22 protein-coding genes are annotated in these 24,333 nt (G+C 61.5%); 3 read left to right on the top strand and 19 right to left on the bottom strand.

Features of this window, described 5'->3' with window-relative positions; all coding sequences use genetic code 11:
* Window positions 1-6: 6 nt before the first annotated feature.
* The 6 genes from IG169_RS08405 to IG169_RS08430 form a co-directional block, all read right to left on the bottom strand.
* Window positions 7-1,167, bottom strand: coding sequence for an acyl-CoA dehydrogenase family protein (locus IG169_RS08405; protein WP_193175742.1), 1,161 nt, complete (start codon window positions 1,165-1,167; stop codon window positions 7-9).
* Window positions 1,164-2,327 carry a CaiB/BaiF CoA transferase family protein gene (locus IG169_RS08410; protein ID WP_193175743.1) on the bottom strand — a complete coding sequence of 388 codons (1,164 nt, stop codon included), beginning with the start codon at window positions 2,325-2,327 and terminating at the stop codon, window positions 1,164-1,166. The genes IG169_RS08405 and IG169_RS08410 overlap by 4 nt, the downstream gene beginning before the upstream one ends.
* On the bottom strand, window positions 2,324-3,199 hold the full coding sequence (locus IG169_RS08415) for an HTD2 family dehydratase (protein WP_193175744.1): 876 nt from the start codon (window positions 3,197-3,199) through the stop codon (window positions 2,324-2,326). Before IG169_RS08415 ends, IG169_RS08410 begins: the two co-directional genes overlap by 4 nt.
* A gap of 54 nt (window positions 3,200-3,253) precedes the next feature.
* On the bottom strand, window positions 3,254-4,621 hold the full coding sequence (locus tag IG169_RS08420) for an amidase family protein (protein WP_210325929.1): 1,368 nt from the start codon (window positions 4,619-4,621) through the stop codon (window positions 3,254-3,256).
* Window positions 4,622-4,813: 192 nt separating this feature from the next.
* Entirely contained in the window at window positions 4,814-6,589 is a 1,776-nt protein-coding gene (locus tag IG169_RS08425) for a hydantoinase B/oxoprolinase family protein (protein ID WP_193175746.1), read from the bottom strand.
* 11 nt (window positions 6,590-6,600) lie between these two features.
* On the bottom strand, window positions 6,601-8,694 hold the full coding sequence (locus tag IG169_RS08430; RefSeq protein ID WP_193175747.1) for a hydantoinase/oxoprolinase family protein: 2,094 nt from the start codon (window positions 8,692-8,694) through the stop codon (window positions 6,601-6,603).
* Between the two features lie 253 nt (window positions 8,695-8,947).
* Between IG169_RS08430 and IG169_RS08435 the strand changes: the two genes are divergently transcribed.
* Entirely contained in the window at window positions 8,948-9,853 is a 906-nt protein-coding gene (locus tag IG169_RS08435) for a LysR substrate-binding domain-containing protein (RefSeq protein WP_193175748.1), read from the top strand.
* A gap of 93 nt (window positions 9,854-9,946) precedes the next feature.
* A complete protein-coding gene (locus IG169_RS08440) occupies window positions 9,947-10,753 on the top strand; it encodes an HpcH/HpaI aldolase/citrate lyase family protein (RefSeq protein WP_193175749.1) in 807 nt (268 codons plus the stop codon).
* A gap of 31 nt (window positions 10,754-10,784) precedes the next feature.
* Here IG169_RS08440 and IG169_RS08445 read toward each other — a convergent pair whose 3' ends face one another.
* The 11 genes from IG169_RS08445 to IG169_RS08495 form a co-directional block, all read right to left on the bottom strand.
* Entirely contained in the window at window positions 10,785-12,164 is a 1,380-nt protein-coding gene (locus IG169_RS08445; RefSeq protein ID WP_193175750.1) for an amidase, read from the bottom strand.
* 29 nt (window positions 12,165-12,193) lie between these two features.
* Window positions 12,194-13,243, bottom strand: a complete 1,050-nt coding sequence (locus IG169_RS08450) for a CobW family GTP-binding protein (protein WP_193175752.1) — start codon at window positions 13,241-13,243, stop codon at window positions 12,194-12,196.
* Entirely contained in the window at window positions 13,240-13,563 is a 324-nt protein-coding gene (locus IG169_RS08455; protein ID WP_193175753.1) for a hypothetical protein, read from the bottom strand. Before IG169_RS08455 ends, IG169_RS08450 begins: the two co-directional genes overlap by 4 nt.
* Before the next feature lie 63 nt (window positions 13,564-13,626).
* Window positions 13,627-14,502 carry a polysaccharide deacetylase family protein gene (locus IG169_RS08460; RefSeq protein WP_193175754.1) on the bottom strand — a complete coding sequence of 292 codons (876 nt, stop codon included), beginning with the start codon at window positions 14,500-14,502 and terminating at the stop codon, window positions 13,627-13,629.
* Between the two features lie 64 nt (window positions 14,503-14,566).
* Window positions 14,567-15,676, bottom strand: a complete 1,110-nt coding sequence (locus IG169_RS08465) for an ABC transporter ATP-binding protein (RefSeq protein ID WP_193175755.1) — start codon at window positions 15,674-15,676, stop codon at window positions 14,567-14,569.
* A 99-nt stretch (window positions 15,677-15,775) separates the two neighbouring features.
* A complete protein-coding gene (locus tag IG169_RS08470; protein ID WP_193175756.1) occupies window positions 15,776-16,987 on the bottom strand; it encodes an ABC transporter substrate-binding protein in 1,212 nt (403 codons plus the stop codon).
* Window positions 16,988-17,037: 50 nt separating this feature from the next.
* Entirely contained in the window at window positions 17,038-17,790 is a 753-nt protein-coding gene (locus tag IG169_RS08475; RefSeq protein WP_193175757.1) for an SDR family NAD(P)-dependent oxidoreductase, read from the bottom strand.
* Between the two features lie 11 nt (window positions 17,791-17,801).
* The gene (locus IG169_RS08480) at window positions 17,802-18,548 is read right to left on the bottom strand and encodes an SDR family NAD(P)-dependent oxidoreductase (RefSeq protein ID WP_193175758.1); all 747 of its coding nucleotides are present in this window, start codon (window positions 18,546-18,548) and stop codon (window positions 17,802-17,804) included.
* Window positions 18,545-19,402 carry an ABC transporter permease gene (locus IG169_RS08485; protein WP_193175760.1) on the bottom strand — a complete coding sequence of 286 codons (858 nt, stop codon included), beginning with the start codon at window positions 19,400-19,402 and terminating at the stop codon, window positions 18,545-18,547. Before IG169_RS08485 ends, IG169_RS08480 begins: the two co-directional genes overlap by 4 nt.
* Before the next feature lie 16 nt (window positions 19,403-19,418).
* The gene (locus IG169_RS08490; protein WP_246717256.1) at window positions 19,419-20,333 is read right to left on the bottom strand and encodes an ABC transporter permease; all 915 of its coding nucleotides are present in this window, start codon (window positions 20,331-20,333) and stop codon (window positions 19,419-19,421) included.
* Window positions 20,333-21,436, bottom strand: a complete 1,104-nt coding sequence (locus IG169_RS08495; protein ID WP_193175761.1) for an ABC transporter ATP-binding protein — start codon at window positions 21,434-21,436, stop codon at window positions 20,333-20,335. The genes IG169_RS08490 and IG169_RS08495 overlap by 1 nt, the downstream gene beginning before the upstream one ends.
* A gap of 249 nt (window positions 21,437-21,685) precedes the next feature.
* Here IG169_RS08495 and IG169_RS08500 point away from each other — a divergent pair, with 249 nt between their 5' ends.
* The gene (locus tag IG169_RS08500) at window positions 21,686-22,708 is read left to right on the top strand and encodes a GntR family transcriptional regulator (protein WP_193175762.1); all 1,023 of its coding nucleotides are present in this window, start codon (window positions 21,686-21,688) and stop codon (window positions 22,706-22,708) included.
* Here IG169_RS08500 and IG169_RS08505 read toward each other — a convergent pair.
* Both IG169_RS08505 and IG169_RS08510 read right to left on the bottom strand, forming a co-directional pair.
* On the bottom strand, window positions 22,698-23,897 hold the full coding sequence (locus IG169_RS08505) for an ABC transporter substrate-binding protein (protein ID WP_193175763.1): 1,200 nt from the start codon (window positions 23,895-23,897) through the stop codon (window positions 22,698-22,700). The two genes, IG169_RS08500 and IG169_RS08505, sit on opposite strands and share 11 nt — an antisense overlap.
* A 100-nt stretch (window positions 23,898-23,997) precedes the next feature.
* A partial coding sequence (locus IG169_RS08510; RefSeq protein WP_281435903.1) for a cupin domain-containing protein occupies window positions 23,998-24,333 on the bottom strand: 336 nt, incomplete at its 5' end.

Raw genomic sequence — 24,333 nt, forward strand, 5'->3', positions numbered from 1 at the left:
CCGGTGCTAGAAAGATCGCGGCATGCCGAGCACGTGCTCGGCAACATAGGAGAGGATGAGATTGGTCGATATCGGGGCGACCTGGTAGAGCCGCGTTTCCCGGAACTTTCGCTCGATGTCGTACTCGGCCGCGAAACCGAATCCGCCGTGGAACTGGATGCATGCATTCGCCGCCTCCCAGGACGCGTCGGCAGCCAGCAATTTTGCCATGTTCGCCTCCGCGCCGCATTCCTCATGCGCATCGAATTTGTGCGCAGCCTCGAAGCGCATCAGGTTCGCGGCCTCGGTATTGACATAGGACCGGGCGATCGGGAACTGAACGCCCTGGTTTTGACCGATCGGCCGGTCGAAAACGATGCGCTGTTTTGTGTATTCTGTCACCTTGTCGATGAACCACCACGCATCGCCGATACACTCCGCCGCGATCAGGGTGCGCTCGGCGTTGAGGCCGTCGAGTATATAGCGAAATCCCCGCCCCTCCTCACCGATCAGGCTTTCCGCCGGAATTTCCAGATTGTCGAAGAACAACTCGTTGGTCTCGTGATTGACCATGTTGCGGATCGGCTTGACCGAAAGCCCGTTGCCGATCGCCTGATGCAGATCGACAAGGAAGATCGACAGGCCTTCGGATTTTCTCTTCACCTCGGCAAGCGGTGTTGTCCGCGCGAGCAGGATCATCAGATCGGAATGCTGAATCCGGCTGATCCAGACCTTTTGGCCATTGACGATGTAACGGTCGCCTTGCCGCTTCGCGGTCGTCTTGATTTTGGTGGTGTCCGTACCTGTTGTCGGCTCGGTCACGCCCATCGACTGGAGCCGCAGTTCACCGGAGGCGATCTTCGGCAGGTAATATTCCTTCTGGGCGGGCGAGCCGTGCCGAAGCAACGTCCCCATATTGTACATCTGGCCGTGGCAATGGCCGGCATTGCCGCCGGAGCGGTTGATCTCCTCCATCACGACTGTCGCCTCGGTCAGCCCGAGCCCCGAGCCGCCATATTCCTCCGGGATCATCGCGGCCAGCCATCCGGCCTGCGTCAGCGCATCGATAAACTCCTCCGGGTAGGACGCCGCCTCGTCATGGCGACGGTGATATTCGGCCGGAAATTCGGCGCACAATGCCCGCAGGGCTTCGCGCATGTCCTGATGCTTGTCGGCTTTGGGTATCATTTTTCGCCCTTTTTCAAATCGGTCGGCGCGCATCCGAACTCGGACAGGATTGCGCGCGTGTGTTCGCCAAGCGACGGCACCGGGTCGAAACGCGGTTCCCAATCGTTGCCGGTCACTGGTCGCAGACCGCGGACAAGGCCTGCCGGAGTGTCGAATTCACGCCATCTGTCGCGTGCCGCGAGCTGCTCATGGTCCCAGAGATCATGCATGTCGTTCACGCGGGCGGTCCCGATCCCCGCCGTCTCTAGCCGCTGCAGCGCCTCGTTCGTGGAAAGCGAGGCAAACACCGCGCGAATGACCGGATCGAGGACTGGGCGGTGGTCGGCCCGGCCGGCATTTCCCTCAAAGCGGGAATCGGCCGCAAGGTCGGGACGCCCCAGAACGCCCTCGGCGAAAGCGATCCACTCCCGGTCGTTCTGGAGGCCGAACAGAACCTGACCATCGGCCGTCTCGAACGGACCATAGGGATAGATCGTCGCGTGACCGGCGCCGTTGCGCGAGGGCGGCTCCTGGCCGTCCATCGAGAAATACATCGGGAAGCCCATCCATTCGGCCATCGCTTCCAGCATCGAAACCTCGATGTGATCGCCCTTCCCGGTCTTGTGACGGTTCAAAAGGGCGGCAAGAATGGATTGATAGGCGGTAATCCCGGCCGCGATATCGGCAATCGAAATGCCGGCCTTGGCGATATGGTCTCGCGTGCCGGTAACCGACAGGAAACCCGCCTCGGCCTGGATGAGCAGATCATAGGCCTTGCGCCGTTCGGCAGGACCGCCGCGGCCATAGCCCGATATCGAACAGGTGATCAGGCCGGGATTTGCCTCGCGCAGATCAGCGGGATCGAGCCCCAGCCGTTCGACGGCGCCCGGCGCGAGATTCTGCACGAAGACATCGGCCTTCGACAGGATCGTTTTCAGCGCCTCGATCGCCGCCGGGTCCTTCAGGTCGAGGACAAGGCTTTCCTTCGACCGGTTGGTCCACACGAAATGGCTCGACAGACCGCGCGCCCGCGTATCATAGGCGCGGGCGAAATCGCCGCCGTCCGGACGTTCCACCTTGATGACGCGCGCGCCGTTGTCCGCCATCAGCCGTGTGCAATAGGGCGCGGCAATCGCCTGTTCGAGCGACACCACGAGACAGTCGTCGAGCGGGCGCGTCATGTCCGGCCTCCCGTGGCGTCCGCCGCGAGGACCGCCCGCGCCGTCATGGCGACGTGACCGTCCGCGTCGCAAGTCCAAAGCTCGACCGCATTGTCCTTAGGTAGGGGCTCACCGTTGAGATGCAGTTCCGACCCGGCAAAAAGCGGCGCGCGCGCGCGAAAGGCATAGGAAACCACCTCGGCGTCGGGCGCCTGGCGCCGGAGAAGATCCAGCATCAGAGTGGCGACGAGCGGCCCGTGGACGACCAGTCCGGGATATCCTTCCACACCTGTGACGTAGTCCTTGTCGTAGTGTATGCGGTGCGCATTGAACGTGAGCGCCGAATAGCGAAACAGGAGCCGCTCGTCAGGCACAAGGCTGCGCCGCCAGGAGCCGGGATCACGAACCTCCCCTTTGCGGCCGCCTGTCGTTCCGCCTGCGCCCCGGTAAACGATATCATGCTCGTCCGTGAGCAGCACCGGGCCGCCCTTCTCGGATATTTCGTGACGAACCGTGACGAAAAGGAGCGATCCGTTTGCCCCCTGTTTCGGTTCGACCGAAACGATCTCCGACTTGCGTTCGACATTCATGCCAACTCGTATCGGACCGCTAAAGGCGATCCGGCTTCCGGCCCACATGCGACGTGGCAGATCGGGAGCCGATGGCAGAAAATCGCCGCGTTCGGCGTGTCCGTCGGTATCGAGTTTCGACTGACGGTCCGATGGCAGGGAAAAGAGCCAGTGCGCCAATGGCGGGATCGGGTCTCCGTCGCGAAAACCCGGATCGTCCCGGTCGAGCGTTGCACTCAACCGGTCCAGCGGACCTGCCACGATCGTGTCCCGAGCGATCTGCACCGATCCGATCAAGGATGCATAGTCCAAATCCGACGCCATTTTCCCATTTCCCGGTTTGCGTTCATTTCCATCGATGCAGCCCATCGGCCGACCTCAAGCCCTGATGATCCGTTCGATTTCCAGACCGTGGGCCAACAGGAAATCGTCCGCACCGCACGGCGCGGAAAACAGGATACTTGTCGGCAATCCCTTCTCGTCGCAGCCGCTCGGCAACGCAAGCCCGCACAGGTTGAGTATGTTTCCCAGCACCGTGTTTCGCAGAACCAGCGAGTTCACCGCCATGAACAGTTCGTCGTCGGCCTCGAGCGGCGCGATTTCCGGCGCGACAATCGGTGTCGTCGGCATTGCCAGCACCGCACCCGCCAATCGCGCATGCATCCGATCCATCAGTTCCGCCCGCATCCATTGGACCGTCAGCAGGTCGTGGGCGCTCATTTGCTTGCCGCCCAGAATGCGGCGCACCACGCGGCGATCGAGCCTGCCGACCAGGTCGCTTTCGATGATGTCATGATATTCGTGATAGGCCTCGGCGGCGGTAATCGAGCCATGACGCTCGCCGATTTCCAGTATCCGGTCGAGGCACTCGAACGGTTCCCGCTCGACACGCGCGCCGGCATCGGCGAGCCTGGCAACAGCCGCCTCGAAATTGGCGAGGACGGCCTCTTCCGCGTCGTCCATGACGACATTGGTCGGCACCAGGACGCGAAGCCCGCGAACGGATCGCGCGGGAAGCGGAACCGTATTTTCGCCCCGCATCAGTTGCGCCACGTGTACGCAGTCTGCCACGGAACGCCCAAGCGGCCCGATAGTGTCCAGTGTCCGCGACAACGGGAAGACGCCTGTCTTGTCGATCCGTCCCTCGCTCGCCTTGTAGCCGACGATGCCGTTGAACGAGGCCGGAACCCGGATCGACCCGCCGGTGTCCGACCCGATGGCGCATGGCGCAAGACCCGCGGCGACCGCGACGCCGGACCCCGAGGAAGAACCGCCGGGAGAGCGATGAACCGTCTTGTCGTTCGGATTGCGCGGCGTCCCGAAATGGGGATTGCACCCCAGACCGGAATAGGCGAATTCCGTCATGTTGAGCTTGCCGAGCGTTACCATTCCGCCTTGCGAAAGGCGCGCCGCGCAATGGCTGTCTTGCTGCTTGACCGGAGTTTCGGCAAGCAGGGCGGAAGCGGCTGTCGTGCGCGTGCCGGCAACGTCGACAACATCCTTGAATGCGACGGGAACGCCATCGAGAAGCGATGCGGGCGAGCCCGCGGCAAGACGCGCCTTCGCCGCCGCCGCTTCGTCGAGCGCGCGCCGCCGGGTAATCGTCAGGAAAACATGCTGGTCGGGATGATGTTGCACACGGTCAAGCAGGCATTCGGTCAATTCGACCGGGCAGGCCCCACCGTCCCTGAGAACGGTGCCGATCTCCGCGGCGCACAAGTCCGCAATCCGGTCGATATTTTCCACCAAACACTCCAATTTCCTGCGGCATGGAAATCCGATGGCCCCGATATGGCGCGCGCCATCGCTCATCCGCGGGGGCTTCCCCGTGGCCTGCACCGAAAATCCGGCCTGATTGCCTGAAGTCCGCGTTGCGAGCGGAACGGGATCAACTATCCCGAACGTACCGTCATGTCAGAACCTCCTCGCGTCCCGCCGTCACCGGGCGGCCGACATCTCGGACCTGAGCTTGCTGGTCGCCTCGTCGTTCAGTCCCCATCCGTACCCGTCATCCACTTCGCGCAGCACCACGCCATAGTCGTCGCGCGCGTGCTCCGGAGTAATGAACCCGTCCAGCACGTCATCGAGAACCTTGGCCGGATCGCGTTCGAGCGGATCGCCGTAACCACCGCCCGACGGCGAGAAGTAGGAAACCACGTCACCCTCTTCGGCGCGCATTCCGGAGAACTTGGAATACTCGCTGCGGGTCTTGCCGGTGTGGACGTTGTGGATCTCCAGCTTGCCGACGGCGCCTTGCTTGCCGCCGAACACGCCCCAGGGTGCATCCAGGTGACGGTCGGATTCATGCGTCATGAAGCCGGGCGTCAGGTAGCGCTGCGATTTCACCACGCCCGCGCCGCCGCGAAACTTGCCCGCGCCAGGGGGCACGTCGTCGCGCACCTCGTAGCGGTCGCAGATCAGCGGCAAGTGCATGCCGAGATCCTCGAGCGGGTTGTTGCGCGTGTTGCGCATCAGCTCTTCCACCGTGTCCGGCCCGTCCGAGGTGGCACGTCCGCCCATCGCCGCCTCATTCACCTCCAGGAACACCCAGTAGTCGCCATCGGGCTTGACCCCGGAATAGGCGGCGAAGGACAGGGTCGCGGCGTTGCCGGCGGTGCAGCGGTCGGGCAGCACCGGCGCGAGCGCCTTGATCACCAGGTCGGCCATGCGCTGGATCTGGCAGAACCGCGCTTCGGACGCCGCCGGAGCGATCGGGTTGAAGATACTGCCCTTGGGCGCAATCACGCTGATCGGCCGGAACGATCCTTCATTCGCCGGAATGTCGTCGGTCGAGGTGTAGGTGTCCAGCAGCAGCGCCCGGAACACGAAGAACGCCGCCACCTTCGTCGAGCCGTCGAAAGGCACGTTGAAGGCGGTCGGCACCTGCGGCGAAGAGCCGGTCAGGTCGACCTCGACGCTGTCGCCCTTGATCCGGACGCAGACCTTGATCGGCAGCGTCTTGTCGCGGTTGCGCCCGTCATCGTCGAGGAAGCCTTCGGCGAAATATTCGCCATCGGGGATCTTCTCGATCTCGGCGCGCATCCGGCGCTCGGTGTAATCCATCAGCTGCCGGGTGGCCTGCAGCACGGTCGCCTTGCCGTATTTGGCCATCAGCTCCTCGAAGCGGCGCACGCCCAGTTCGGCCGAGGCGATCTGGGCCTCGAGATCGCCCATCACCAGCCCCGGCACGCGCGTGTTGTCGTGGATGTATTTCCACATCGACTCGCTGCGAACGCCTTCGTCGTAGAGCTTCACCGCATCCAGGATCATGCCCTCGGCCCACATGTCGGGCACGTCGATGATCAGGCCGGGCGTCGCCGCACCGATATCGACATGGTGCGCGGTGTTGGCCGAGAAGCCCACCAACTCGCCCTCGAAGAAGACCGGCATCACCACCGCGATGTCGGGCGTGTGCGAACAGCCCTTGTAGGGGTGGTTGTGCAACACGCAATCGCCGGGCTTCCATTCCTCCAGCGGGATGGTCTGGGCGATGCCGCGCAGGTAGCCCGGCAGCGAACCGATATGCATCGGGGTCGAGTCGGATTCGCACAACGTGTTGTAGTCGGTGTCGAACAGTCCGGCGCCGAGATCCTGGCTTTCGCGGATAATCGACGAATAGCTCATGCGATACAGTACGTTGCCCATCTGCTCGGCGATGGCATGCAGCGCGCCGCCAACGACCTGCAGGGTGATCGGATCAAGTTCTTTGGTCATGTCTGTATCCCTCAGGTCCGTTCGATGTGGATGTCGCCATGGCCCAGCACCGTCGCAACGAAGCCCGGCGGCACGATCGTCGTCGAGTTGTGCTGGGTGATGATTGCCGGGCCCGTCACGCGATCGTCGGCGAGAAGCCTGGTGCGGTCGTAGCGTGGTGTCGGAGTGGCGAGACCGTCGTCGAAAATGGTGTCGCGGGTGTAGAGATGCGCCTCTTCCGGGTTGTGCCGCCCGCCATGGTCGAGATCGGGCAGCCGCAACTGATCGACCTGGGCCGAGGCGATCACCCGCAGGGTCACGCCCTCGGTAATCTGGTCGCGGAAGGCGTGGCCGTAGGTTTCCTTGTGCGCATCGAAGAACGAGTCGATCACCGCGTGCTTGTTCTCCTGGGTCAGCGCCGCGGCCGGCATCTCGGCGCGCAACTCGAACCCCTGGCCGAGATAGCGGCATTCCATGATCTTCTGGAACCGGCGCGCCTCTGTCGGGATGCGGTCGGCCTCAAGCTGGGCATTGGCCTCGGCGATCAGTTCGTCAGCAATTTCGTTGATCCGGGCCAGCGCCGCGTCATCGGCATCGTCCAGCGTCTTCAGTACCGAACGGGTGTATTCGTATTTCAAATCGGTCACCAGCAGGCCCATCGCGGCAGTGATCCCGGGCTGCAGCGGCGAAATCGCGTCCTTGGCCTGCACCATTTCGGCCAGCGCCACCACGTGCAGCGGCCCTGCCCCGCCAAAGCCCATCAGCGAGAAGCCGCGCGGGTCGATACCCTTGGCCACCGAGTTGCCGTTGATAGCCAGCGCCATGTTGTTGTTGATGATCTTGAGAATCCCCAGCGCGGCATCTGTCACGCTCAGGCCCAGCGGATCGGCTATGTGTTCCCTGATCGCCTCCTCGGCCAGCGCCTTGTCGATCGACAGGTCGCCGCCGAGGAAGCGTTCGGGGTCAAGCCGCCCCAGCGCCACCTGCGCGTCGGTCACGGTGGGCTCGGTGCCGCCGCGGCCATAACAGGCCGGCCCCGGCACCGCGCCCGCCGAACGCGGCCCGACACGGAAGGCGCCGCCCTCGTCCACATAGGCGATCGAACCGCCGCCGGCGCCGATCGCGTCGATATCGATCATCGGCGCCAGCACGGGCAGATCGGCGACAAGCGTGTCGCGCGGGTTCTTGATCCGCAACTCGCCATTCTGGATCACCGAAATGTCGGCCGAGGTGCCGCCGATATCGATGGTGATGACATTGGCGCTGTCACAGTGATGGCCGGTCCAGCGGCCGCCGATCACGCCTCCGGCCGGGCCGGAGAGCAGCAGGCCGATCGGCCGGGCCGCCGACTGGTCGATCGTGGAGATGCCTCCATTCGACTGCATGATGCGCACTGTGGCGCCGATCCCGTTCTCCTTTAGCCTGCTTTCCAGGCGGCGCAGATACAGCGCCGTCTTGGGGCCGACATAGGCGTTCATCGCGGTCGAGCTGAAGCGCTCGTATTCGCGGATCACATTCACCACGTCGGACGAAGCGCAAACGAAAGCATCGGGCATCACCTCCCGCACGATCTCGGCGGCGCGCTTTTCATGCGCATCATTGAGAAAGGAGAACAGGAAACCGATAATCACCGCGTCCAGTCCGCGCTTTTTGAACAGTTCGGCGGCGGCACGCACCTCGTCCTCGTCCAGCGGCACCTCGATCTCGCCAGTGGGCGGCGACAGCCGCTCGGTGATCGGCACCCGGTTGCGACGCTTGACCAGCGGTTTCGACTGCCAGGGTATGTCGAACTGCAGCGAGAAATTGTGCGGCCGCTTGTGCCGCGCCATATGCAGGATATCGCGAAAGCCGCGCGTGGTGAGCATGCCCACCTCGGCGCCATTGCGCTCAATGACCATGTTCGTGGCCACCGTGGTGCCGTGAAACAGCACGTCGATGTCACCGGGCGCCACGCCAGCCTGTTCGCACACTTGCAGAACACCCGCGACCACGCCCTCTGACTGGTCATGCGGGGTGGAGGGAACCTTGGTCACGACCACTTGCTGGTCGTCTTCCCCTGCGACGCGCGTGCGTTCCAGCACGATGTCGGTAAATGTGCCGCCCACGTCTACGCCAACTCGTATCATAATGCCTCCTGCAGTGCCGATCGCGCCCGCGAAATCGGGCCAAACTGATGACACGGAAAACACAATTCAAACGGATCCCGTTGGCGCCCCGCCGACCGCTCGATGCGCGGTGCGGTTGTCCGAGGCTGCCGGAATTGATACCGGCTGAGAATTTTTCTCTCGTTCGAGTTTTCCGTGCCGATATTGATTAAATCATTGATTTGCGCTATTAAAAATAATTATTGGCCGATTATTGATACAGAAAACATATCAATTGAAATACGACCTGAAACACCTGGCTGCCTTGGTCGCCGTGGGGGACGAACTCAACTTCCACAGAGCGGCGGAAAAACTCGGTATGGCCCAGCCCGCAGTCAGCCGGATGATCCGCGAACTGGAGCAGCGACTCGGCATCAAACTGATAGAGCGAACGACACGCCGCGTCTCGCTGACGGAGTCCGGGAGCTACCTACGCGAGGAGGCGCGCGCCATACTCACCCGGGTCGAACTGTCGGAGCGCACGGCCAAGTCATTCGCGTCGGGCACAAAGGCGATTCTGCGCCTCGCCTACATGAACCTGGCGGGTCATGCGCTGGTTCCCGACATCGTAAGCGGCTTCCGCCGCGACAATCCGGACATACGCTGCGAGATGACCTATCTGACCTCGCCGCTCCAGCGCGATGCGGTCCTCAAGAACGAGATCGATGTTGGCTTCATTGTCGGCCCCTTTCAGAGTGCCGAAATCGATTCCAAGCCCGTCGCCCGTCATCCGCTGGTTGCCCTCTTGCCCGCGGAACACCCGCTTGGCGGGAAGGAGGTCGTCACGGTCCGAGATCTCGCCGACGAACCCCTCGTTCTCGGAACGACGGAAGAATGGCCGACCTTGCGGCAGATCATCGTCAACGTGTTCCAAAGCGACGGGAAAATGCCGACCATCGCCCAGGAAGCATCCAGCCTGACCGGCATACTGGGACTGGTTACAGCCGGCGTCGGGCCAACGATCTTCTGCGGCGTTCCGCGGTTTTGCTCGGAGCCGACGATCCTTGCGCGACGCATTGCTACAGAGCAGCACGCCTACGTGGAAACGCACATGATCTGGAAAAAAAACCGCCTCAGCATTCCGCTGAAAAGATTCATCCGCAAGGCCGATGAGGTTTCCGCGGCCTATCTGGCCGACTGATGTATCGCCGCCGACATGGACCGTCCGGCCCGGTGAAATTTACTGGCCGATATGGAAAATGCCCGAAGCCTTTGCCCTGATGAAAGCTCGCAAATGAAGTTTGCCCCACCGGTTTGCCCGTTGTTCGTCCCCGCTTCTCGGCCCGATCGATTTGAAAAAGCCGCATCGAGTGGCGCCGACGCAATCGTCATCGACCTGGAAGATGCGGTCGCTCCCGGCGACAAGGCTGCCGCGCGCATGGCTGCGCAAAGCCACGGCATCGCCGGCCTGCCTGTCTATGTCCGAATCAACGGGGCCGATACGCCATGGCACGATGACGACCTGCAAGCCCTGAATAATACCGCGCTCGCCGGCATCGTTCTGCCCAAGGCTGACGAACCGGATGTCGTGGCGCGTCTTCGCAAAATGCTCGACCGGGATATCCCGGTTTTGCCGCTGATCGAATCCGCGCGCGGAATGGAAGCCCGGCAGGCGCTGCTGTCTGCCGAAGGCGTTCTTTGCGCGATCTTCGGCTCGCTGGACTATGCGCTCGATATGGGCTGCGTCGCCGAGTGGCAGCCATTGTTGCCTGCCAGAATGTCCCTGGTCCAGACCTCGCGAAGTCTGGGACTGCCGGCGCCGATCGATGGTGTCACGACAAATGTGAAGGATCTGACACAAACCCGAACCGAAGCCGCGCTCGCGCGCGACCATGGTTTCGGCGGCAAACTTGCCATCCATCCTGCGCAGGTCGAGCCGATCCTCGACGCTTTCCGCCCCGGACAAGAGCAGGTGGCATGGGCGAGACGCGTGCTGGAAGCGGCAGGTTCTGGCGATGCCGCTGTTTACATTGTCGATGGCGCGATGGTGGACGCACCCGTCATCAAGAAAGCACGGGATATCCTGCGACGGTCAAAATAGACGCGCCGCGGCTTCGACCGCCCCGATGCCTTTAACGGTCAGATTGAAGCTCTTCGAATGCCGCCTGCACGGATAGTCCATATCCGAGAACGAGATCGTCCTGATTGGCCGTGCCGGACAGCAGGAAACTCGTGGGCATGTTCGCCTCGCCCACTCCGTTCGGCATTGCCAGTCCTGGCAGGTCCAGGAAATTCCCCATCATGGTATTGCGCAGAGTCTTCAGATTGACGCGATGGAAAAGCGCCTTGTCCGCCTCCAGCGGGCCGATCTTGGGCGCGACATGCGGCACGGTCGGCATGGCAATCAAGGCTCCGTCGACCATCGAGGCGAGTTCGCGGATGAGCTGCAACCGCGCGCGCTGCAACGTTGCCAAAGCGTGGGCAGACATTCTCTTTCCACCCAAAATCCGGTCGACCACCCGGCTGTCCACGCGAGAGACGTCCGGCCCGTCCACAAGATCACAATGCTCGACATAGGCATCAACCGCAGCGATCGAACCGAATTCTTCCGCCAGCTTCGCCGCTTGGGAGAACACCGGCACGGGGCCGGACCGAATCGTCGCGCCACGCGCCTCCAGGCAGGCCAGAGACGCCTCGAAATTCTTCATGACCTCCGGCTCGACATCGTCCAGCACCACGGACTCGGGCACGAAGATCGACAGTTCCCGCAAGGGGCGGCGCACAACGGTTGCGGAGACCGCGCCGCGCAGAGCGGCGTCAAGAAGAATGCAGTCTTCCACGGACCGGGCGAGCGGGCCGACCGTATCGAGCGTCCGGGACAGGGGAAAGACGCCTTCGGAAGAGACGCGATCGATCGTCGGCTTGAAGCCGGTAATGCCGTTGAAGGCCGAAGGAATGCGGACGGACCCGCCCGTATCGGTACCGATGGCGCAAGGCGCCAGTCCGGAGGCGACAGCAACGCCGCATCCCGATGACGATCCGCCGGGTACGCGCGGCTCGTCCTTGCCGCGCGGATTGACCGGCGTGCCGTAATGCGGATTGAGGCCCAGCCCCGAATAGGCGAATTCGGTGAGATTGACCTTGCCGAGGCTGACCATGCCGGCGGCCGTCAGATTGGACGCGACGGTCGCGTCCTCTGTTGCCGGCGGGGCGTCGCGATAGACGTCGGACCCGGCGGTCGTTGTAAGACCTTCGAGATCGAACAGATCCTTCCACGCGACGGGAACGCCATCCAGCGGCGAGAGCGGCCGGTTGGACGCAATACGCTTTTCCGCCGCCCGGGCTTCCTTCAGCGCCCGATCGGCGGTGATCGAGAGGAAGACCGGCGAAGTCTGGTTGCCAATCCCGTCGAGGAGATATTCCGCCAGCGCGACAGGGCTGATTTCACGCGCCTGCAGCGCGCGGCCTATGGAGGCAGCGGATCTTCCCGCTACGGATTCAGGATCTGACATCGTTTCCCCCTCGTTTCAGTCCGGCCCGGTCATGCGACCGCGCTTTCCCGTCTCATGCGTTCCGCCATTCCGAGAAAGGCGTCGAGCGAACGCCGGATCTTTTTTTCACTGATGCCGCGCGTGATGAACACGATCCTGGACGTCCGGTCTTCGTCCGGCCACCGCTCCAGATGAAGTGGAGGATGGACCACATGCTGAACGCCGTGAAGGATGACCGGCGTGCTCGATTCGGCCACATTGAGGATGCCCTTGACCCTCAGGATATTCTCCCCGTGCGCGTGAAGAAGCGCCGTCAGCCAGATACCGAAAGCCGTCCAGTCGATCGGATGCGCGTAGCGCAGGACAAATGAATTCGTCGCGTGGTCGTCGTGAAGATCGTGTTCATGATGATGCCCGTGCGAGTGCTCGGACCGTTCGAGCGCCTGCGCGCTTTCCAGCCAGCGCCGCACTTCCGCTTCCCGCCGCTTTTCGTCGCCAATGTCTTCACCAAAGAGAAAATCCGCGTCGAAGCCGGTTCCGCATGAAGTGCCGATCGGCGCAAGCGGATTGAGCCGGTGCAACGTCCCCTTCAATTCGGCGATGCATTCGTCATCGACAAGGTCCGCTTTCGTCACGAGGAGACGGTCGGCAATCGATATCTGTTTCTTCGCTTCGGGTTGCGACTCGATCGTGTGACGGCCATTTTGCGCGTCGACCGTGCATATGACATTGGCGACCCGGTAGTGATTTCGGATGATCGGATCCGCCGCTATCGTTGAAACGATCGGCGCGGGATCGGCCAGCCCGGTCGTCTCGATCACGACACGGCTGAATTTCGGCATGTCGCCGCGCGCGGCCTTGTCATGCAGATTGCGTATGGTTTCCTTGAGATCGGACCGGATCGTGCAACAAATACATCCCGATTCGAGAAGTAGAACGCCCTCCTCGACTTCTTCGAGGAGCACATGATCGAGCCCGACTTCGCCGAATTCATTTACGATAACCGCCGTATCGGAGAATTCGGCGCTTCTGAGGATTTCGCGAAGAAGGGTTGTTTTACCCGACCCCAGAAAACCCGTGACGACATTGACCGGAATCATGGCGCCGACTTCTCGATTTCATCGATCCAGGCGTCATCCAGGGGATCGATGGGCTTGCCACGCAGACGGTCGACAGCTCCCCAGACACTTTGCAGGTCGCCGACGATCTCCTGCCGGCCGGTAGGCGACCGGACGATGTAACTGGTCGCCTGAAAATCCGTAAGCTTCAGCCGCGCGGCCGCCAGCGCCCTGTTCACCAGTTCGGACCGGTGCAGCCTCTCCGCGCGAATGGTACGGCGGGTCGCGCCGGTAAACGCCTGCGGATGGGCGGATGTCTCCGTCCAGTGCACCGTTCCAAGCAGCCCGCACAAACCGCACATTTTCAAACTCCCAAAGGAGAAAGGGCGAACCGGGCCGGTTCGCCCTCACCTCCAGTCAACTGCTTACCGGGGGAAGCGCTTCGCGAAATCATCCGCAATCGCGTCGAAGGTCGTGAATTCGACGCCCGGATGGCTGATGATGTGATTGTAGAGGCGCTCCAGCATCAGCAGGACCTGCGGCTTGCCCGACACATCCGGGTGAACCGTCAAGGTGTAAACCGCATAGTCCATTTCGCGGTAGACCCAGTCGAACTGATCGCGCCACATCTCTTCCAGATGCCGCGGATTCACGAAACCGTGACTGTTCGGCGCGGCCTTCATGAACATCATCGGCGGAAGATCGTCGAGATACCAGGACGCGGGAATTTCGATGAGATCGGTCTCCTCGCCACGGACGAGCGGCTTCATCCACTCCTCGGCCTTCTTGGAGTAATCGATCTTGGTCCAGGTATCACCGACGCGCACGCGGTAGGGCGAAAAGTCGTTATGCATCAGCGAGTGGTCGTACTTGATGCCCTTCTTCAGCAACAGTTCGTTCGAAACGGGAGAGAACTCCCACCACGGCGCGACATAACCGGTGGGGCGTCGGCCGCACAGGTTCTCGATCAGCTCGATCGACTTGTCCATGACGGACTCTTCCTGTTCCGGCGTCATGGCGATCGGATTTTCGTGGCTGTAGCCGTGCATGCCGATCTCGTGGCCGGCATCGGCGACCGCCTTCATCTGCTCGGGAAAGGTTTCGATCGAATGGCCCGGAATGAACCACGTCGTCTTGATGCCCCACCGCTTGAAGAGTTCGAGCAGACGCATCGAACCGACTTCGCCGGAAAAAAGTCCGCGACTGATGTCGCAGGGGCTATCCTCGCCGCCATAGGATCCGAGCCAGCCGCCCACGGCGTCCACGTCGACGCCAAAGGCGCAATAAATTTTCTTTGTCATCTCAATGACCTCCACTTTCCAATACAGTTGATGAGTTTTTCCTGAGCGCTTTCACCAAGGCTTCTCACATTTCGCCGAGCACGATCGTCGCCCGCTCAGGCTTCCAGCGGAGTTCGACCCTGGACCCGTTTTCGATGTTCCTGCCCTCGATGCGCTCGCGATAGGCTTCGATGCGCATGGGCGCCATGCCGGGCAATTCGACGCCGACATAGACGACGTGGCCGACCGGCTCCAGGGTCATCACGGTTCCCTCGGCTTTTTCAAACGAGGCGTCAGCAGCCTTTTCATGAGCAGGCACGATGTCGATATATTCCGACGGCGCGACAAGCATGGCCTTCTGCCCGACAGACGCTGCCCCCTGTTTGAAACTCGGCACGCCGGAGAATTTGCCCAGCGGCGTGATGACGGAAGCCCGCCCTTCGGCAACTTCCGCAAGTTCGCCGGGTATGATGCGGTTGCGTCCGATGAAACGCGCGACGAATGCGGATTGCGGCCGCGTATACAGTTCGAACGGAGCGGACACCTGTTCGACCTTCCCGGCATTCATCACGACCACGCGGTCGCCCATGGACAAGGCTTCCGACTGCGCATGGGTGACGAAAACGAAGGTGATGTTGAGTTCGCGCTGGAGGATTTTGAGCTCTTCCTGGATCGATTTGCGCAGATTCGCGTCCAGCGCGCCAAGCGGTTCGTCGAGGAGAAGAATATCGGGCTCGGTTACCAGCCCGCGCGCCAGCGACAGGCGCTGCTTCTGGCCGCCCGACAACGCGCTTTCCCTTGCATTGACGACATCGCCCAGTTCCAGCTTCTCGATGATCGCATCGGTCCGCTTCTTGATCTCCGCCGCACCGAGTTTGCGAACATGGAGGCCGAACTCGATGTTCTGGCGGACTGTCATATGCGGGAAAATCGCGTAGTTCTGGAAAATGGTTGACGTCGGCCGGTGTTCGGTCGGAACGTTGGTAAAATTCTTGCCGCGGATAACCAGATCACCGGAAGTGATCGATTCCAGGCCGGCGATCATCCGTAGCGTCGTGGTCTTGCCGCAACCGGACGGTCCGACGAACGAAATGAACTCCCCGCGCTTGACGCTGAGGTCGAACTCTTCGACGGCCACTGTGCCGCCGGGATAGACCTTTCGGAGTTTGACCAGTTCCAGGTCATAATGTGTCATCGGAGTTCCCTAAAAAATTCGCTCGGATGACGTGCGGACGGACACGAACCGCCCGCACGTCGAGAATTGGGAGGACGGATGCCCTCGCCCGTTCAGAGGTTAGGCGCTGAGGAACTCGTCCCAGCGCATGATCAGGTGGTCGTACTCGTCCGGCCACTGGTGCCAGTAGGCAACATGGCTCGCGCGCTCTTCGAGCGAACCGCCGTCACGAAGATCACCCGGCTTGATGCCGCGCTCTTCCGGGCCTTCCCAGGGCTTGCCTTCGTACCAGAAGCCGTATTTCTCCGGTGCCATGACATCCTTGATGGTCGTCGTCGGCGAATAGTACCCCTGCTCGGAAACGGTGATGCCGGGAGCGCCGGACAGCCAGTAGTCGGCATAAGCCTTGACGGCTTCGGCGTTCGGGCTGTTGGCAATCAGCGAGATGCCGATCGCCCAGGCGCGGTAGCCTTCCTTGGGAACGGCGTACGAGCACTGGATGCCCTGTGCCTTCACGGCCATCACCGCCGGCTGCCATGCGTCGGCGAGGATCATCTCGCCCGAAGCGAGCAGGTTGACGAGTTCGCCGAAGTCGCCCCAAAGCGCACGGAACTGGCCGCCCTTCTTCTTGGAAATCAGGAACTTCGAAGCCTCGTCGATCTCTTCCTTGTTGGGGTTGCCGGGGTTCTTCACGTCAAGCAGACCGAGCGAGTTCATCGCGAGGATGGCTTGGCCGAATGCGATCAGCGGATCGACATTGAGACCTGTCTTGCCCTTGAACTTGTCGTCGAAAAGCGCCGTCCAGGTATTGGCTTCTTCTGCGCTGACGAGGTCCGGACGATAGCCGATCGAGTCGAAGTTGTAGACGGTCGGAACCATCCACAGCTGGGTCTGGTCGGCGTCGGCCCAGATCTGGCCGGAAATTTGCGCACGTGCTTCCATGCGCGGGTCCGTGTCGACGAATGTCGACCGGATGCTATTCCAGTTGGAAAGATCAGCAGTCGGGATCGGCTTGATGGTGTTGGTGGCGGTCATCGCCGGCAGGCGTTCGCCGATGATCTCCCAGCAGTCATAGGCATCCGAACCCGAAAGCAGCTCCGTCTGGGTGTTCGGGAAGATGTCGGCCTTGCCCGACACGGAACCGACGCCCGACTTGGCCTTGAAGTCGTTCAGAATACGCTCCTGAACGGTGACGGACAGGCCGACCGTGCGCAGCTGTTCGCCGCTGAGGTCTGCGGCCAGAAGCTGGCTCGGGCGCATTAAAGCAGAAGCACCGGCAAGCGCACCGGCACCTGCAACGAAGCCCCTTCGGGTAATGGGCGTTTTCATCATGGTGATATCCCTGTTGTTCGAGTTGCTTTGTTTCCTGTATCCGCCTGCCGCTAGTAGCGGCCGACCAACAATCCCCCATCCACCGTCACAACTTGTCCGGTCATGTACCGGGCCTGCTCCGAGGCGAGGAATTTGATCACGTCGGCGATATCTTCCGGCTCGCCAACGCGTCCCATCGGGATGAACTCTGCCGCTTTCTCGAGCCCTTCCGGCCCGAGAGAATGCTTCTCGGACAGGGCCTGTGCGGTGCGGATGTAGCCAGGTGCGACACCGTTGACGCGAATGCCGCTACGCGCGAGTTCCACGGCCAGTCCACGCACAAGACCGACCACACCGGATTTCGCTGCCGAATAATGGACGTGCTCGTCCCATCCGTAGGCAACGCCCATGATGGACGACAGGCAGACGACCGACCCTTTTCCCGCCGCCTTCATCGCCGGAGCCGCGGCGCGTACCAGCCGCATCATGCCCTTGAGATCGATATCGAACGTCTGGTCCCACTTCTCGTCACTCATTTCCCCGAGTGGCACCTTGTGAGCGATACCGGCGTTGCAGACGATGCAGTCGATTGCGCCGTGTTTCTTCTCGACATCGGCAACCAGTGCGTCGGTCATTTCGGTGGAGGTCACGTCGAGGAGATGGAACTCGGCCGCGCCGCCAGATTGCGTAATCGCATCGGCCACGGCGTTGCCCTCTTTCTCGAGGACGTCGGTGACGAAGACACGATCGCCGTTGTCGGCGAATGCCTTGGCCGTCGCCCGCCCAATCCCGATTCCGGCTCCGGTTATCAAGACGTTTCTCATTCAGACGGCTCCTAAAGCATCACATCGCCCGAATTGGGCCCAAGGGTTTGCCCCACGTAGACGGCAGCGTCTTCGGAGGCGAGAAAAGCGACGGTGGCGGCGACATCCTCCGGCTCGCCGAAACGCCCCAACGGCAGTTCGGCAGCTTTCCTGTTGCGCCAGTCCTCCGACAGAGATTTCACGAGTTCGGTATTGATCGGCCCCGGAGCGACCGCGTTCACGCGGACGCCCGATGCACTGACTTCGCGCGCCATGGCCTTGGTCATGCCGATGATGCCGGCCTTGGCGGCGCTGTAATGCGTCAGCTCCACGCCGCCGATCTGACCGAGCTGGGATGCTATGTTGACGATGACGCCGTTGCCGTTTTTCAGCATTGGTCCGATCGCCCGCCGGCAACCGAGAAAACAGCCGCGCAAGTGAATGGCGATCATCCGGTCGAAATCCTCGACCGCCATATCGGCAAGGCGGACCTGCTGAACGATGCCGGCATTGTTGACGGCGAGCGAACAGGTGCCCCAGCTTTCCTCGCAAGCCGAAAAGGCCCTGTCGATATCGCTTGCGATCGAAACATCCCCGGAAACCGCGAGTGCCGTCCCTCCGGCTGCGCCGATCATGTCGGAAGTTTCGCGCGCGGCCGCTTCGTTGATGTCCTGCACCACGACCTTCGCGCCCTCGGCGGCGAGCCGCAACGCGATCGCTCTTCCGATACCGGCACCGGCACCGGTCACAACGGCATTGTGGTGCGACAGGCGGCTCATTCGATCTCCTCCTGGAGACCGCTGATACGAACCTTGGCGCGCCGGACCGAAGCCATCATCAGCAGGCCGTAGACCGTCAGAAGCGCGAAGGAAAAGACCGTCGTGAGCACGCCGAAAGCGAACAGGTTCGGATGGATCTCGACCGCGAAGGTGCCGTAGATGGCAATCGGCATCGTCACCTCGGAACCACCCGTAAACAGCGTACGCGGGAATTCGTCGTAGCTCAGCGTGAAGGCAAACAGCATGGCCGAGAGCACGCCGGGGAAGATGATCGGGAAGGTGATCTTCCGGAATGTCCTTCCGGGCGGCACGCCGAGCGCCCAGGCCGCTTCTTCAACCGAACCGTCGAACCGATTGAAGATCGCCAGCATCACGAGGAATGCGAACGGATAGGTGTAAACGACATGCAGGACGAAAGCGGTGCCCCACCAGGTCCTTGGAATGCCGAACTGGTCGGCAACCAGCGCCATTCCCAGGCCGAGCAGAACGCCCGGAACCATCATTCCGAGAACGACGAGATAGAAAACGAAACCCGATCCCTTGAAATGCCGCCGGAATGCCTGCGCGGTCAGGGTTCCAAGAACAGTCGAGACAATCATGGTGGCGACGGCCAGCGTAATCGAGCGGGCCAGAGCCTCTCCGATCGGCAGCGGCGCCACGCGTGACGGAGGCGCGAACCCCAATACGTGCTGATACCAATAGGTTGACCACTCGATGATCGGGAATTGCGGACCGCCTTCGGGACCCTGCTGGAAGCTCAGAATCCCCATCACCACGAACGGTGCGTAGAGGAACGCTATGAAAAGAGCCGTGTAGGTGCCGAGGCCGATTTTGAGGAATTTTGCGTCTTGCATCAGTTTCGTGCCCCGCTCACAGCTCGCGTCTCAGATTGACCACCCGAAGGAGGCCGATGATCACCGCTGCCATCACGAGCGTGAGCACGACCCCGATGACGGCGGCAAATGCCCATTTGAGCGATCCGACCTGGGTCACGATGATATTTCCGAGCAGGTTGACCTTCCGCCCGGACAGGGCGGACGCGGTGGCAAATTCGCCAAGCACCATGACGGATACGAAAATCGCGCCGACGACCACGCCGGGCAGGCTCAAGGGAAAGATGATCTTGCGGAATATCCGCCAGGACGATGCGCCGAGGTCGCGGGCGGCCTCGATCAGGCTCTCGTCGATGCGCGCCAGCATGAAGGCAATCGGCCCCACCATGAAGACGACGTAGATCTGGACCATGCCGATGATGACGGAAAGCTCGGTGAAAAGAAGAACATCGATCGGTTGGGTAATGATGCCGATCTTCATCAGGACGATGTTGATCGCCCCCTCCTTGCCGAGCATTGGGCGCCAGGCGAGCACGCGAATGAGGAAGGATGTCCAAAACGGGATCACGCAGGCGACAAGCAGAATGGTCTGCACGGTCTTGTTGCGGACGTACTGGCCGATAAAGAGCGCGGCCGGGTAGCCGATCGCGAATGTCAGGACGAGAACGGTCAGCCAGATGCGCAGCGTGCGAAGCAGAGCGCCGAAATATGTATCCGAGCTGAAGAACGTCACCCACGACTTCACGGTCAAGTCAGGCTTGATCGCGAAAGTGGTCTGCGTCCAGAAGCTGACGTAGAGCATCATGATCAAGGGCACGACCAGGAAGAGGATCATCCAGATGACGCCCGGCGCCAACAGGAAATAGTGCCCGTACCGGTTGAACAGCCCCTGCTTTTTCGCAGTTGTTTTGTCCTGCACGATTGTCCCCGTCATGTTGGTATCGATACTCATCAGGCGGCTCCCCTGACCGGAGCGGCGGAAACCAGGTTTCCGCTTGCGTCGAACAGCAGTCCATCGGAAGCGTTCCAGCAGATGGTGCATTGCTGATCGCGGTCGTAGACCACGGGATCTTCCCTGCTGAGGTGGCGCACCACCTCGAACGTCCGGCCATCGGACCGGCGAAGGATGTAGGTGACCTGGCTCCCCAGGAACTCGCTGGCGATGAACCGCGCGGTCATGCACGCGCTGTCCTCCGACGCGGTTTCGTCTTCGGCCAGTATGCGCGCGGAATCGAAGCGAATGGCGTAATGACGGAGGTCCTGCGCCGGCGCCGGCAGCGGAAATGCCGCGTCGCCGCATACGAACCGCCCGTCTTCCGAGCGCCCCTCGAGGATGTTGTAGGCATTGATGTAGCGCGCGACGCTGACGTTTGCCGGGGTCAGGAAGACGACGTCGGGATGCGCGACCTGCAGCAGCTTGCCATGATCGAGCACGATCATGCGGTCGCCCATCGCGATCGCTTCCGCCTCGTTGCCGGTGACATGCATGAACGTCACGCCGAGCGCCCGGCGAATCTTTTGCAACTCCACCGTCATCCGCTCCCGGAGATTGGCGTCGAGGGCGCCGAGCGGTTCGTCCAGAAGACACACCTTCGGCTCAGTGACCAGCGTCCGCGCCAGCGAGACCCGCTGCTTCTGGCCGCCGGAAAGCTGGCCGACCATCCGCGCGCCCAGATCGGTCAATCCCACAAGGTCCAGACTCTCCTTGACGCGGCGAGCCACGACCGCCTCGTCGGTGACGGGGTCGACCGCCCGAAAGCGCAAACCGAAGGCGACATTGTCGCTCACCGACAAGTGCGGAAAGAGCGCGTATTTCTGCTGGACAAATCCGAGATGGCGCATATGCGCGGGCAGACTGGTGATGTCCTCGCCGTTGAGACGGATCACCCCTGAATCGGGAGCTTCCAGGCCGGCCAGAAGACGCAGCAGGGTCGATTTGCCGGAACCTGACGGCCCCAGGAGCGTCAGATATTCATCCTGACCGATCGTCAGACTGAAATTGTCGACAGCCGTTGCGCCCGAAAAGGCCTTCGACAATCCCTGCACTTCCATCATCTGCGCTTTTCCTCGCCCGCCATTCTCGTTGCGACAGACGAAATGAAGCATAAATGCACATCGTATGCAAAGAGAAAAAATCGGCATTGCGTGCTTATTTTTTAGGCGGAATTGAGCTGAAAATATCGCCAAAATGGCAAGATTCTGCCATCGAAGACGTCAGTCTGATTGTATTTTGTAATCAGATACGTTTTTGTGGTTTAATCGTGCACGCTATAGAACCTTCCCATTGCGCAAGGGAATCAAAGCATGAAGATCTCGGCCCGGAACGAAATCCGCTCCCAACCGCGGTATCAGCGGATTGAAACTGTGCTGCTCAACGCGATAGCGGAAGGGCGTTTGGCACAGGGCACCGTCCTCAACGAGGGACCGGTCGCTGACGTTTTCGGAACGAGCCGAACCCCGGTACGCCAAGCGCTGAACGAGCTTGAGGCAAAAGGCGCGCTGACGCGCTTCAATGGCCGCGGCTTCATCGTCCCCGGAAAGTCGAACAACTCTGTAAAGAATGTCAGAAAGCTGAAATTTTCGGCGGAAATGCTCGGATTGCAGACCGCCGCCGACTACGAGTCGCCGCGCGGAGGAGCCGAAATCATCGCCGAGGATTTCGAAAGGGAAATCGTCAATGCTATGCCGTTCGGCCTCTATCGGATCAACGAAATGGCCGCCGCGGATCACTACAAGGTAAGTCGCACGATTGTCCGCGAACTGCTCCAGCGCCTCCAGGATCGTGGCCTCGTCAGAAAAGACCGGCGGTCGCACTGGGTCGTGGGGCCGTTAACGGCCCGCGATGTTGCCCATTATTTCTCCATACGCCAGAAATTGGAGCCGCTCGCCCTCTCCGAAAGCGCTCCGCGCATGGCTATTCAAGATATCCGGCGGATGTTCGAAACCACCCGGAAAGCGCTTGAATCTGGCAATGACATCGTAAGCGAAATGGTAGACGAGCTCGAACGTGATATCCACTGGCGTCTGCTACAGCAGACATCGAACCAGCACCTGCTGAGGATGATCGAGCAGAGCCAGATCGCCTTGGTGGTCAACAAGGTGTTTTCCAATTCCATCGGTGGAAGGCCGTTCAGGCAACCGCTCGAGGAGCACGCGATCATACTCGAGTTTGTGGTGCGCGGTTCCTATGACGCGGCGGCGTACGCACTGGAGGAGCACCTCCGGCTGTCGGCGGACCGGACAGGCAAGCGGCTGATGGCGTTGTCGGTGTTCCCCACGCCCGAGTTTCAAAGCTATCTGAAGCCGGAGAGCCGTTTTACCGACTAAGGGCGTTTTCCCAGCGGCGCACGAGGTAATTGTGCTCTTTCATGACGGTATCCCAGACCGCCACACGTGACATCCGGTCCTCATAGGCGCCGCCTTCCCGGCGTTCCCCTTTGGAAAACACGATCGTCCCGTCGGCATTGCGAATGTCGCAGGCTGCCGGCTTTCCCCGGTACCAGAAGTCCCATTCTTCCTTGGAGAGGTATTCGCGTAGCGCCGCCCGGCCGGTCATGTAGGCGCCGTTTCTCGACATCAACGCGCCGGCGCGGCCTTCCAGCCACCAGTTCAGATAGTCGTAGGCCGCGTCCACGGCCCACGGCTCCGCCTTGATCGACAGGGCCAGCCCCCCGAACCAGCCGCGGTAGCCGAATTTTGGCGTCACCATGTTGACCGGCACCCCCATGGCGCGCAACCTGGTGAAGCCGGACCACCAAAGCGATCCGATCGCCCTTCTTCCCTCGCTGAAAGCAACGATTGCCTGGGCTTCGTCCGCCCACAAGCAGCGGAAATGGCCGGCCGCGCGGTAAGAAAACAGCTTGTCGACGAGAGCATCGATTTCCTCGAGGCTCAGATCGCCCGCGTCCTTCACGACAAGTTCGCCTTTGGCGTGAAGCGCAAGCAGCATGTCCAGGCTTCCGATGGCAGCGTCTGTCTGCAGAACCACCGTTCCAGCCCATTTCGGATCGAGCAGGGAGCCCCACCCGGTGATTTCGCTCGGATCCGCACCGACGACGGCAAAACTGTCGGCATTGTGCACGGTCGGCACCATGCTGATCCGGTCGGTTTCGGTATTGCCGAGGGTACCGTCCAGCTGGACGAACAGACGCTGCGAGGGATCGCTCCCCAGTGCGTTCGGCGCCTCGCCGCGAACGCGCGACGTTGCCGGCAATTGCTCGATCTCGTCCCACTTGCGGATGCGGTTGACGTCGATTGCCCTGATCGAGCCCGTCGGCCAGATCAGGTCGATGTCGTGGAACCACTGATCGTAAACATCGAAAGTGTCCGGGTATAGCGCGCCGCGCCGTTGCGCTGCGGTTCCGTCAAGAGAAATGAACTCGAACCGCTGTCCCAGATCCTCGACGGCGGCCTTCTTCAGCGCGTCCACCTGGGTCACAGTGGTGCCGAGGACGCGCAGCGGCTCGCGCGCCCGATTGACGAAGGGGGTGTTCAGTGGGGCTGTAACGCCAGTCATGGATAGATGGCCAAGCAATTGACTGTTCTATGCAAACTCAAACACACCCGGGTCTCCGTGGCAATCGGGTTCGCGGCCGGCTGACTGTCCCGCGCAGCGGTCAGTGGCTACCGGGTTCTTCGAGAAACTCGATCTCGATGAAGGCGCATTCGAATTCATTTGCGCTCAGTACGTCATGCTCCACCCCGCGTTCGCGGAAATAGGGCACGCCGTTCTTCAGTTCGGCGAGACGTTCCACGCCGCCCGGCTCGTGCAGCTCAAGCGCCCCGTCGAAGAGCGGCACCACCACGTAATCGTGTTCATGACGATGCCAACCGGTGTTGTCGCCAGCCTTGGCAAACCGCCACTCGGTAACCCGCGTTCGTGCATTTTCGATCAGTACGGTACCGATTGCCGTGCCCGGTTTCGCCGAATCGCACATTTTTGTCTCCTTTTG

The organism is Oricola nitratireducens (assembly GCF_014904745.1).
GTDB lineage: Bacteria > Pseudomonadota > Alphaproteobacteria > Rhizobiales > Rhizobiaceae > Oricola > Oricola nitratireducens.